Origin of the sequence: Dialister succinatiphilus YIT 11850, from assembly GCF_000242435.1 — a bacterium.
Taxonomy (GTDB): Bacteria; Bacillota; Negativicutes; order Veillonellales; family Dialisteraceae; genus Dialister; species Dialister succinatiphilus.
Window position 1 is genome coordinate 1 of sequence record NZ_JH591188.1, and the last position, 10,760, is coordinate 10,760.

The 10,760-nt window shown below is 53.9% G+C and carries 12 protein-coding genes; 10 read left to right on the top strand and 2 right to left on the bottom strand.

From position 1 onward, the window contains the following. Positions 1–703: 703 nt before the first annotated feature. On the bottom strand, positions 704–1,654 hold the full coding sequence (locus HMPREF9453_RS05405; RefSeq protein ID WP_008859550.1) for a magnesium transporter CorA family protein: 951 nt from the start codon (positions 1,652–1,654) through the stop codon (positions 704–706). Between the two features lie 158 nt (positions 1,655–1,812). Next, complete coding sequence (gene larAH10 / locus HMPREF9453_RS05410) at positions 1,813–3,117, bottom strand: NPN-dependent 2-hydroxyacid racemase, LarAH10 family (protein ID WP_008859551.1); 1,305 nt, start codon at positions 3,115–3,117, stop codon at positions 1,813–1,815. A gap of 403 nt (positions 3,118–3,520) precedes the next feature. Here larAH10 and HMPREF9453_RS05415 point away from each other — a divergent pair, with 403 nt between their 5' ends. From HMPREF9453_RS05415 to HMPREF9453_RS05460, 10 genes are all read left to right on the top strand, one after another. Further along, positions 3,521–4,261, top strand: a complete 741-nt coding sequence (locus HMPREF9453_RS05415) for a LytR/AlgR family response regulator transcription factor (RefSeq protein WP_008859552.1) — start codon at positions 3,521–3,523, stop codon at positions 4,259–4,261. A 134-nt stretch (positions 4,262–4,395) separates the two neighbouring features. Then, positions 4,396–4,764: a type II secretion system protein gene (locus HMPREF9453_RS05420; RefSeq protein ID WP_008859553.1), complete on the top strand. Its 369-nt coding sequence runs from the start codon at positions 4,396–4,398 to the stop codon at positions 4,762–4,764. Between the two features lie 83 nt (positions 4,765–4,847). Next, entirely contained in the window at positions 4,848–5,429 is a 582-nt protein-coding gene (locus HMPREF9453_RS05425) for a prepilin peptidase (RefSeq protein WP_008859554.1), read from the top strand. Then, complete coding sequence (locus tag HMPREF9453_RS05430; protein WP_008859555.1) at positions 5,374–5,856, top strand: pilus assembly FimT family protein; 483 nt, start codon at positions 5,374–5,376, stop codon at positions 5,854–5,856. The genes HMPREF9453_RS05425 and HMPREF9453_RS05430 overlap by 56 nt, the downstream gene beginning before the upstream one ends. A gap of 669 nt (positions 5,857–6,525) precedes the next feature. Further along, the gene (locus HMPREF9453_RS05435) at positions 6,526–6,891 is read left to right on the top strand and encodes a hypothetical protein (RefSeq protein ID WP_008859556.1); all 366 of its coding nucleotides are present in this window, start codon (positions 6,526–6,528) and stop codon (positions 6,889–6,891) included. After that, the gene (locus tag HMPREF9453_RS05440; RefSeq protein WP_008859557.1) at positions 6,888–7,412 is read left to right on the top strand and encodes a hypothetical protein; all 525 of its coding nucleotides are present in this window, start codon (positions 6,888–6,890) and stop codon (positions 7,410–7,412) included. The genes HMPREF9453_RS05435 and HMPREF9453_RS05440 overlap by 4 nt, the downstream gene beginning before the upstream one ends. Then, positions 7,405–7,827 carry a hypothetical protein gene (locus HMPREF9453_RS05445; RefSeq protein ID WP_008859558.1) on the top strand — a complete coding sequence of 141 codons (423 nt, stop codon included), beginning with the start codon at positions 7,405–7,407 and terminating at the stop codon, positions 7,825–7,827. The genes HMPREF9453_RS05440 and HMPREF9453_RS05445 overlap by 8 nt, the downstream gene beginning before the upstream one ends. Next, positions 7,824–9,236 carry a PilN domain-containing protein gene (locus HMPREF9453_RS05450; RefSeq protein WP_008859559.1) on the top strand — a complete coding sequence of 471 codons (1,413 nt, stop codon included), beginning with the start codon at positions 7,824–7,826 and terminating at the stop codon, positions 9,234–9,236. Before HMPREF9453_RS05445 ends, HMPREF9453_RS05450 begins: the two co-directional genes overlap by 4 nt. Next, complete coding sequence (locus HMPREF9453_RS05455; protein WP_008859560.1) at positions 9,211–9,768, top strand: hypothetical protein; 558 nt, start codon at positions 9,211–9,213, stop codon at positions 9,766–9,768. Before HMPREF9453_RS05450 ends, HMPREF9453_RS05455 begins: the two co-directional genes overlap by 26 nt. After that, the gene (locus HMPREF9453_RS05460; protein WP_040380033.1) at positions 9,695–10,237 is read left to right on the top strand and encodes a shikimate kinase; all 543 of its coding nucleotides are present in this window, start codon (positions 9,695–9,697) and stop codon (positions 10,235–10,237) included. Before HMPREF9453_RS05455 ends, HMPREF9453_RS05460 begins: the two co-directional genes overlap by 74 nt. Positions 10,238–10,760 lie beyond the last annotated feature (523 nt).

The window sequence follows — 10,760 nt, forward strand, 5'->3', positions numbered from 1 at the left end:
GCCCCGAGGGTTCTTAAGTTTGACAGCGGCTCTGCCGCTGAGGGTTGTTGTGGGCGCCTTACATTTATAGAAGGCGCCCTCTTATGATAAAACCTTCACAACCGCCCTGTGGGCGTCGGAAATGCATTTCCCCTTTGGTGGCTGGCGCCACCACCTTTCCCGGTGGGAAGCATGTCACTGGATTCGCGGGTCGCGGGGCTCCCCTATGAATCCAGTTCCTTTGTCACCCCCGCAGTTTGGTTGGTCCATCAAAAGGAAGGCCCTTTTATGGGCAGGCTTAGGGCTTACTTTGACCAACTTGCACATCCTATGCAGGATGTGCACAGTGGCACTATAACCCGTGCTTACTGTAGAGCCATTTATGAAGAGAGTGTTTCGCGGTGTTTTATTCTGCCCCCGCTTGCGGGGGAAGTCCGGCGAAGCCGGATAGGGGGAGGCGAGCGTAGCGAGCCAGTCAGCAAAATGGTTATTTTACCATATGATGCAGACAGGTTAATCCGTAACGCTGACTTTATACTCATCGATACCACAACCCTCAGCGCCGCAGGCGCTGTCGCCCCCTGAGCGCTAGCGAACACAACCCGCCGCCGACAGGCGGCCACAACCTTCGGCCCAAAGGGCCGTCAACCTTCACACCGCAGGTGTGTCCCATGGCGCCAGCCGCGCTCAATAAAAAAACCGGCCAAAGCCGGTTTTTTTCCTTTTATAGCATATCTTTTTTCCACAGGACGAAGGTGGCCACCATGGTGACGAGTATGCCTATGAGGATGACTTCTGCAAATCCTAAAGGCGCATCGGCCCAGGGGACGGGGACGTTGATGCCCCAGAGGCTGAATATCAATGTGGGAATAGCCAGGATAATGGTGACGGAGGTGAGGAATTTCATGATTTGGGACAGGCGGTTGGAGATGATGGAGGAGAAGGAGTCCATCATGGACATGAGAATGTTGGTATAGATTTCCGCCATTTCCAAGGCTTGCTTATTTTCAATGATTACGTCTTCCAGCAGGTCTTCGTCTTCTTCGTACATTTTGAGAAGGGAGTGAAGGGGGCTGTTGCGGAGACGCATGAGGCGTTCCATCACGTTTTCATTGGCGTGAAGGGCGAAGTTGAAGTAGGTCAGGGATTTCTGCAGTTCCAGCATGCGGAAGAGTTCTTTGTTCTGCAGGGATTTCCGGACCTGGGTTTCGATGACGTCGGTCTGTTTGTAAATCTGCTGCAGGAAGAACAGGAATGAGGAGGATGCCTGGGAGAGGATCTGGAAGAGGAACCGGGTTTTTTTATAGGTCTGGAAGGAGGTGAAGGAGTTGTTCAGAAATTTCTGTATCACCGAGTTGGTTTCCAGACAGACGGTGACGAAGTACTGGCGGGTAATGAAGATACCCAGCGGCAGGGCGTCGTAGGCATCTGTTTCCAGCACCACCGGCGTATTGACGACGACGAAGATGTAGTCGTCTTCCAGTTCCACGTGGGACCGTTCTTCTCTATCCAGTGCGGTCTGCAGGGAGTCTACGGGAATGCCGGTGAGTTCGTTCAGTTTATTCAGTTCCGCTGTATCCGGGGCGGCGCAGTTGATCCAGGAGCCTTTTTCCAGCTGCTCCAGCGGTACTTCACAGAGTATATGGTTTTCATTATGTTTGTAAGCTCGAAGCATGGCGCGCCCCCTTTCTTTTCTACACATTTTACTATAGTCAGAAATGGCGGTTCTGTCAATGAAAAACCGCGTTTTTGTGGGTAGGACAAAGCATCAGAAAAGCAGGATGCCAGCGGGGTATCCTGCTTTTTTGTTCCGTATTTTGAATTTTCTTATTATCAGTCTTTCAGGTAGGGAACGATGGCAGCGCAGTGGGGCATGATGGTGATGGTGTAGTCGTCTTTTCCCTGGTCTTTCAGGATTTTCTGCGCCAGCTGCCAGGCTTCTTCTACGGTAGCCACAGGGGTCTGGTTGGTCTTTTTGATGGCTTCGAAGTTTTCGGGCTTGGTTACCAGAATGATGTGGTATTTGTGGGTCATGCAGAAGAGGTTGAAGGCTACGAAGAAGGGGATTGTGAAATGGTGGCGCAGGGCTTTTTCCATTTCTTCTTCGGTGTCGTATTTGAAGCTGCCCATGTAGGCCGGCGGTTCGTAAATGTCGCTGGCTTCCATGATGGCGATGATGATGCCTCCTTCTTTGGTGACTACGTCGGAGGGGTCATAGCATTTGCAGCCCTGGTAGAGGGATACGTCTTTGGGGTAGCCGCCGGCGCAGGCGAAGGCTACGTCGCATTTGGCTTTGAAGGGGACTTTCTGGATGCGGTAGACGATTTTGGTGCCTTCCAGCCAGGCTTTGTAGGGGTCGCCGCCTACCATGGCGCAGATTTTGCCTTCGGAGTTGATGATGGAGTGAACCAGGAAGCAGGGCTTAATCATGTCGCTGGCTTCCTGCATGTCGTCGGAAACGGGGTTGTCCGTAAGGAGGGTGGAGCGGGTTTTGGGGTTGATGCCGCTGCCGAATTTTTCTCCCAGGGCATGGCAGTGGTTGATCTGGATGGTGTCGTCTCCTGCCACGCCGGGAAGAATCAGTTTCCTGCCGCCGCCGTAGCCGGCAAAGAGGTGGGTGGTAATGCCGTCAATCACGATGACTTTGTCCGCTTCCACGGCATGTTTGTTGATCCATACGGGGGTGCCGCGGCTGGTGTCGCCTACGTGGACCAGTTCGTCCTTGTTCATGCAGTGGTGCTGGTACAGTTTCACCCGTTTGGTCAGTTCTTCGCCTACTACCATGATGTCTTCTTCCGGTGTCTGTTCTCTGTGGGTGCCCTGGGCAAAGAGGATGCAGATGTCTTCATCAGGTACGCCGGCCAGGTTCAGTTCGTTCACCACGTGGATGACGAACTGGTCCGAGTGGTTCCAGATACGGGTGACGTCGGCGCAGACGATGCAGACTTTGTCTCCTTTGGAGACGATTTCCTGCAGGGATTTGGATCCAATGGGATGACGCATGCATTCCAGGGTGGCTTCTTTTACGTCGCAGGCCGGTGTGGGGTTCCCTTCCAGTACGTCCAGAATATGTTCTTCCGGCAGACTGACTTTCTGGATGCCATGGCCGAAACCGAATTCAAATTCTTTTAATGCCATAATGATTCCTCCTTTGCTTGTTGGGCAGCGGGACAGGTTTTCCGCCGCTGGCAGGGATATGAATGATTGTAGTTAACTTTTATTATATCACTTCCAGTGGATGGCTATATTTCCAAAAAGGCATAACAGTATGGAAATGAGATAGGAAACAGGATGGTTCCGGGAGGGGGACCGGGGGATTTCATTTTCCTATACGGATAAAACATTCTATTATGCAATAAACGCATTCTATCTTTATACACAATGATTCTTTTCTATTGGACTCATATGAAAAATTATATGATAATGAAAGAAAATCCTTCGTTGGTTTTCCGCTTTATCTCATTTCATAAACCCATGTATTTTCAGGATTCCTTTGCATTGTTTCTTATGCCGTGGAGTTTCCCGGAGGGAGGCGGAGTCTATGGTTCATGTGGCAGTGGTGAGCGATGAGCCCGATACGGTGGGCATGATTCGAAAGGTATGCGGTGAGTTCATGAGGAGCCAGGGCCTGTCTTTGGGCTTTGTGTCCTATGAAAACAGCTATGTGTTTCTGCAGGAAGTGGAGAATCGGAAGAAGTTCTTTGAAATCGTTTTCCTGGATACGTCAGTGCGGGGCATGAATGCGGTGGATACGGCATCGGCGCTCCGGAAGATGCCGGAGAAGCCGGCTCTTGTCTTTTTGTCTGCCACCGATGGGTACTGTATGGATGCTTTCCGGCTGGCGGCGGTCCATTATCTTGTGACGCCGCTGTCGGAAAAGGAGGCTCTGGAAGGGCTGAGACGGGGGATTGCTTTTGTGGAACGGGACTGGCACAGGCAGATGGTGTTTAAAATGGCAGAGGGCGAGGCAGTGGTGGATTTGTCTACCCTGGAGGCCGTGGTGAGCGATGATCATCACCAGGTGCTCTGTCTGACCGATGGCCGGCAGCTGGAGGTGCGGGGCCGTATGCGGCAGCTGGAGGAACGGCTTGCCGATGCTTCGCCATTTCTTTTTATTTCTCCCTGCCGGGGCATTCTGGTGAATGGGAATGAAATATCGGAAATCAGACCGGATCGGGTGGTATTGAAGAGCGGCAGGATTCTTCCTGTGGCTCAGAGAAAATATGAAGCATTCAGGCTGCGTGTAGGCCGCTTTGTGGGAGAGGAGGATTGGGAAGCTTAGCAGGTCATGGCAGATGGTTCTTTCCATATCCATACAGGGGATTTGGATTTTTTTCTGATTGGTTTCTTACAGGTTCAAAGAGAAAGGGTGCAGTCATTTCCGGCGGAAAAGCTGCACCGGCAGGGAGTCACATCATGCAAGAAGAGAGAAGGAAAAGAAAAAGAAAAGGCTTTATGATTCTGGAGCTTATCATTGTGGTAGCTATTATCGGGGTGCTGGCGGCCATGGCGGTGCCTAACCTGACGGGCCTCACCGATGAGGCCAAGGTGGCACGGATCCGGTCGGATATTTCCACCCTGGGCACGGCAGCGGAGATGTACTATGTGAAGAATGGGGTCTATCCTGCATCCCTAGACAGCCTGGTAGGCAGCAGGGAAGAGGGATATCTGAAAAAGGTGCCGGAGCCGCCGGATAAGACGGTGACCTATGAAATGAAGGAGAAAGGGGAAGTGGTGGCGTCGTTCAAGGGGAAGACCTATTCTTCTTTTGGAACGGTGACTTAGTGAGATCAGTGGACTAGTGGACTAGTGAGCTGGTGGACTGGTCGGCGGAAGGCGGTCAGCGGTTAGCGGACCATGGAGGCACGATGAAAAGGGCAGGGGAAGAAGGAACGGTTTTCTGGGACCGCCTTTGGCGGCACAGGAAATGGCAGGCTCTCTGGGCAGGAGGCGTCTTAGGCTATGGCGCCCTCCTTGTGAGGGGCCCATCCTTCTTTTCCCCTGCCCTTTTTGTGCTGCTGCTGACGCTGGCGGCGCTGGAGGACTGTCGTACCGGTTATCTTTCCGACGGCTGGAGCCTGCTTCTGGCGGTGACCGGGTTCATGACCGCTTTCCGGCGGCAGGGCGCCGGGGACAGTCTTTTATCGGCGGCCCTTGTTTTTACCATATATGTGGTGCTGTACCTGGTTTCCCAAAAGTCCATGGGCACCGGGGATCTGGTGCTTTCCACCGGCGTCGCCTTCTGGCTTTCGCCGCTGACGGCTCTCCTTTTTATCTGGTTTTCCGCCTTGTCCGCCCTGCTCTTTTTGGCGATTCCCCTTCTTTTGGGAAGGAAAAAAGCAGGGGATCCGGTGCGGTTCGGCCCTTTTATTGCCTTGGGAGGGGTGATGGCTTATGGATGGCAGGAAATATGGGGTCCTCTCCTGCCGCCCTGGTTTCCTTTTGGCTGAGGCCCTGGTCATTCTTTTTCTGGTATCCCTGGCAGGGGCTTTGACATTCCCGTCCATCCGCTCCTGGCAGGAGGAAAAGGAACTGGACCTGGCGGCGGAAACACTGGCAGCCGCTATCCGGCAGGTGCAGGTGCTGTCCAGAAATGACACCGGCCGTTATGGAAATACGGCCAACGAATATTATTTCTTCTGTCTGCCCGATGACAGGGGAGAGGTGATTTATTATACCCGCCGCGGCGTGAGCCGTATGGAGCCGGAGGGAAGGCTGCCCGCCTCCATCCGCCTGTCCGGCAGACTGGAGCTGGCTTTCCGCAAGGATTTTGCCGGTGACGGAGAGACCTATTCTGCCGTGCTCACCACCAGGGATGGAAAGTACAAAAGGCAGGTCACCGTGGCTATGTATACCGGCAGGGTGAGGGTGAATTAGCAGGGTTCGGCGCCGAAGGCGCCTGGGGCGAGGTCGGGATCGGGACCGGGACCTGGGCGGTGCTTTCCAGTATTCCCGAAGGTTGACACGCCTTATGGACAAGCCTCTATGGGGCTTGAGGGTCCTAAAGTTTGACGGGGCTATCGCCTCGAGGGTTCTTAAGTTTGACGCGCCTCCGGCGCGAGGGTTGTGGTGGCGCCTCTAAATTTATAGAAGGCGCCCTCTTATGATAAAACCTAACAACCGGGCTTCGCTCGTGGGAAAACAGGCCGACCTCGCGCCGCAGGCGCGGTTGTATGGTTTTCCACTGCAGAATGCTTATCATGCCATATGATACAGCAAGGTCATCCCGTAACGCTGACTTTATAAGTATTGCCCCCTAAAGGGGAAACGACTCACTACATTTTGCGCGTCGCTAGCGCTCCTTCATCCTCTGCTGTCACTGACTCACTGGATTTTCGGGTCGCTGATGCTCCCTTACAAATCCAGTTCGCATAGTGCAAAATGTGTTCGCTGTGCACCGAAGGGCAATCTACAACCCTCGGCCCAAAGGGCCGTCAAACTTAAGAACCCTCCGGCCCATGGGACCGGTCAATCCTAAGGACCTTTCATTTTGAACCTTCTGAACCTTTTTGAATCCGGGCCGCTCTGCGGCCCCAAGGAGGTCCTATGAAACGGAAAGGCTTTCTTCTTATCTGGGCGATTACGGCCCTGACGGCGGGAGGAATTCTGATTTCCGGCATGGCCTTTTCCCTTTACTGGGCCCTGAATTTGGAGGCCAGGCGGGAGACAGAGCTGGAGGAGGCTCTCATTGCCCAGGATGTGATGGAAAGGGCGAAGTATTTCCTCCGCTTTGGGAAAGGCGCCATGCCTCATTCGGGAGCGGTGACAAGGAATGGCCGCACCTATGATATAGAGGTGCGGCAGGAGAAGGAGCTGCTGCAGGAGGTACCTATGGTGCGGGTCCGCTGTCTGGTGAAGGGGAAAGAAAGCGGCGGCTTTGTTCTGGAAACACTGGTGGAGGATGGGCTATGAGAAGGAAAGGCGTGATTCTTCTGGACGGGCTGATGGCGCTTTTCCTCATTTCCGCCCTGGCCGTGATGGTTCTGCCGCTGGCGGGATCCTGGCTTTCTGCTCTGGAAAGGGGCAGGACAGGGACGAAACTTTCGGAAACAGGGCTCTTTGCCATGGATTTCATGGTGGAGAAAATCAGGAATAACCGCCATAGCGCTGCCGGTGGTGTCAGGGGGAATTCTTATGATTACAGAGATTTCACTGCCCGGGGCACCGAGGGAACCTACCGCTTCTTCGTGGACCGGGAGAAGCTGAAGCTCCGGCTCTACAATGACAATATCCAGCCTCTTACCGGTGAATACACAGGGCCTGAGGCCTACGCATTCCTTCCGGGGAGGCCCTCCCTTTTCCGGCAGGCCGAAGGAGGACCGGTGACCATTTCCTTTACCATGCACCACCAGATGATGGGAATGGATCGGGATTTTGAAACGTCGGTGATTCCCTACGCCGATTTTTATAAAAAGGGGGAAGCCTATGAATAGGAGAAAGGGAAGTCTTTCCATGATGCTCCTCCTCTTTATGACAGCCCTTCTCACGTTGTCGGTGGCCTTTGTTTTTTATGAAGGGCGGAGCGGGGAATCGGTTCTCCGCTACCGGAAAGGGCTTGTTTCGGTGTATGCGGCGGAAAGCGGCGCCAACTGGGCCCTGGCTTCCTTTTCCCGGAAGGGGACAGCCGGGGAGATTTCCTTTTCCTTGAATGACAGGACCGTGGCGGTATCTTTTCCCCGGGAGGGAGTCATCCTGTCCCGGGCGGAAGATGGAAACAGGGATTACCGGCGTTATGTGAGACTTACATACAAAAAGGATGAAGAAGAGGGAAAGACAAGGATTCGGGTGGAGGATATCAGAAGTGAATCATGGAAAGATAAGGATTCAGGTGGAGGATATCAGAAATGAACCATGGAGAATGGATGAAGAAAATGACAGCCCACCCCTTGTGGCAGCGGTGGCAGGCCTGGCGTCACCCTGGTATGGTCTGTGTCCTGCTGGCAGGAAAGCTGTGGGCGGCGGACCTCAAGGAGGGGAGATTCCTTCGCACCGCTTCGGTGCCGCTGGAAGAAATGACGGAAAATGCCGTGGCTGCTGCCTTCCGGGCGCTGGCAGAGCAGGGCATGAAACGTAAGGAAATCCTCCTTCTGGTCAATTTTCCAGACCTTCGTCTGGAAAACAGGAAGTATCCGGCCATGACGGAAGAAGAAATGGTAGAAACCATGTATTGGGAGGAAGACCGCCTTTTCCGTACGGAAGAGCCCATGGCCCCGGGCTGGGAGGTGACGTCCCACAGTCCCCTGGGCTGGGAAGTACATGTGGAAGCGGTGAAGAAGGAAACCCTTTCCCTGTGGGAAAAGGGCGCCGCCTTGGCAGGCTGCCATGTGGGAAAAGCGCTGCCAGTGACGGCGGTGCCCCTTTCCGAAGAACCCCATTTCATCCTCTATGGACGGAAACGGTCGGCCATCCTCATTTTCCGGAAAGACCGCCTTTTAAGAAGCCGTATTCTACGAAGGGAAGAAAAAGGGAAGGGCGCCCTCTTTATGGAACGCTGCCTGGCCAATTTCAATATACAGAAAGGGACATGCTTCTTCATTCCCCTTTCGGACTGCGGCAGGGAAGAAGAAACTTTCTGGAAAGAAAGGATGAAGGAGGAAATTGAAAGAGAGGGAGAGAATGGTCTTCTGCCAGGCAGCCTGACCATGGCGGAAAATTTTCTATCTGATTACGGCGGCTGGGCGGATATGGAAATCCTTTTCCGCCGCCTGTCTTCCGGCAGGCTCACCCTTCCTCTCACGGAAAAGAGAAAATCCTTTATCACCGAAGAAAACCGGACCCTTCGGGCTGCCCAGGGCCTGTGCCTTGTGTCTCTCCTGTTCTTCCTCCTGGCAGGGGGAGAATTCCTTTCAGCGGAAAACCGGCTGTCCGCCCTGCGCCGGGAAGAGGGCCGGCTGAAGCCGCAGAAAGAACAGCTGGTGGAAGCAAGGCGGACGGCCGTGAGGGAAAGGGAACTGGAACAGCTGCTGGGCGATTTGGAAAAGAAGGATGGCCGGTGGGAAGAAAAACTGGTCCTTCTGGCAGAGTCAGTGCCTCCGGGCATTGTGATTTCCTCCATCCGACAGGAGGGAGACGTCATACACATAGAGGGCACAGCCCAGTCAAACGAGCGGCTCAGCCTGTTTCGGAACTCCTTTTCCGCCTCCTGGGGCATGGCTGCCCGGAATGGCAGCCGGAAGGCAGACCCCGTCACAGGACTGGTAGATTTCACCATTTCCCTGAAAGGAGGAAATCATGGACCCGATGAGACTCATGAATGACAGGAAATACGGGAGAACCTTCCTGCTCCTTGCCCTTTTCTTCCTCCTTTCCGGCGGCTATCTCAAACTGATGGCTCTGGAAAAGGAAAACCTGTCCCGGAGTCTGGAGGAAGAAAACAGGCAGGTAGAAATTTTTTCCCAAGCCCCCAGCCGCCCCTCGTGCCTTCCCTTTCTGGAAAGTCTTTTCTCCCCTGCTTCCCCCGCTTTTCTGGTGAATGCAGCCGAAGAAGGAGGCCTTAAGGTGGACGCCGTTTCTGAAAAAGTGGAGGAAGGAGAAAATGGAATATTTCATATTTTTCATATTTCCGGCACCGGTACCTATGCACAAATCGTGCAAACCTTTGATATAATAAAAGGCAAAGAAAGATGGAATGCCGTGAACCTCAGGGAACTGAAGCGGTCGCCAAAAGGGCTGGCCTATAAAATGGAGGTTCAGACATTCCAAATCCGAGGTACCTATGAAAAAGAGAAATATAGTCCTCATCGGTCCCATGGGCACAGGCAAGAGCCGGGCGGCGAAAATACTCTCTGACGGACTGGAATGGCAGCTGGCGGATACGGACCGGATGATGGAGCGTGAAACCGGAAAGAAAATAGCAGATATTTATAAAGAAGCAGGGCCCGAAGCCTTTGCGGAAAAGGAAATGCAGGTCATCAACCATGTGCGCTACTACCATGAAGCGGTGATTGCCATGGGGGGAAATTATCCCATGACCGAGGAAAAATTCCATCTCCTTTCCGAATACGGACTGATGATTCTCCTCTACGCCCGTCCCTTCCGTCTGGCGGAACGGGTGCGGCGCCGCATAGGCAAAAGGCCCACCATGGACTATTCCGATGTAGACGGCTACGTGAGGCAGATGCTCCGGAAATGGGCCAAATGGAGGGACCGGGTGGACCTGGTCATCAATACCACCAACTGCCATCCCGAGCAGACCGCTCTCCTCATTGCAAGGTATATCGATCAGCACCACGTGACCTTCGCGGAACGGAGGAAATAGGGGCGCTGGCGGCCATGGCGGTGCTTTCCAGTATTCCCGAAGGTTGACACGCCCTTACGGGCGTGAGGGTTGAGGCAGCCGCCGGGCCTCTGGCCCTGGGCTGCCAGGGTTCTGCCTGTGATCGGCTTCGCCTTACAGGCGGGTTGAGGGCTCCGCCCTCGGGAGGTATGAAGTATTGTGGAGGTCCTGCATAGGACCTCCAAGTCAGCCAAAGTAGGCCCTTAGCCTGCCCATTAAAGGGCTTACCTATTGGTTGGCTGACCGTGCCCACTGGCGAGGTACGGCGCCTTTGGCGCCATTTTTTATACCGCCTTTGGCGGCGAAAACCATACAACCGCCTTATGGACAAGCCCCTATGGGGCTTGAGGGTTCTAAAGTTTGACGGGGCTATCGCCCCGAGGGTTCTTAAGTTTGACAGCGGCTCTGCTGCTGAGGGTTGTTGTGGGCGCCTTACATTTATAGAAGGCGCCCTCTTATGATAAAACCTGACAACCGGGCTTCGCCCGAGGAAAAACAGGCTGAT

Coding starts and splice junctions, on each gene's coding strand:
- HMPREF9453_RS05405 (WP_008859550.1), bottom strand. CDS start 1,654: ATGCTTCGAGCTTACAAACATAATGAAAACCATATACTCTGTGAAGTA.
- larAH10 (WP_008859551.1), bottom strand. CDS start 3,117: ATGGCATTAAAAGAATTTGAATTCGGTTTCGGCCATGGCATCCAGAAA.
- HMPREF9453_RS05415 (WP_008859552.1), top strand. CDS start 3,521: ATGGTTCATGTGGCAGTGGTGAGCGATGAGCCCGATACGGTGGGCATG.
- HMPREF9453_RS05420 (WP_008859553.1), top strand. CDS start 4,396: ATGCAAGAAGAGAGAAGGAAAAGAAAAAGAAAAGGCTTTATGATTCTG.
- HMPREF9453_RS05425 (WP_008859554.1), top strand. CDS start 4,848: ATGAAAAGGGCAGGGGAAGAAGGAACGGTTTTCTGGGACCGCCTTTGG.
- HMPREF9453_RS05430 (WP_008859555.1), top strand. CDS start 5,374: ATGGATGGCAGGAAATATGGGGTCCTCTCCTGCCGCCCTGGTTTCCTT.
- HMPREF9453_RS05435 (WP_008859556.1), top strand. CDS start 6,526: ATGAAACGGAAAGGCTTTCTTCTTATCTGGGCGATTACGGCCCTGACG.
- HMPREF9453_RS05440 (WP_008859557.1), top strand. CDS start 6,888: ATGAGAAGGAAAGGCGTGATTCTTCTGGACGGGCTGATGGCGCTTTTC.
- HMPREF9453_RS05445 (WP_008859558.1), top strand. CDS start 7,405: ATGAATAGGAGAAAGGGAAGTCTTTCCATGATGCTCCTCCTCTTTATG.
- HMPREF9453_RS05450 (WP_008859559.1), top strand. CDS start 7,824: ATGAACCATGGAGAATGGATGAAGAAAATGACAGCCCACCCCTTGTGG.
- HMPREF9453_RS05455 (WP_008859560.1), top strand. CDS start 9,211: ATGGACCCGATGAGACTCATGAATGACAGGAAATACGGGAGAACCTTC.
- HMPREF9453_RS05460 (WP_040380033.1), top strand. CDS start 9,695: ATGAAAAAGAGAAATATAGTCCTCATCGGTCCCATGGGCACAGGCAAG.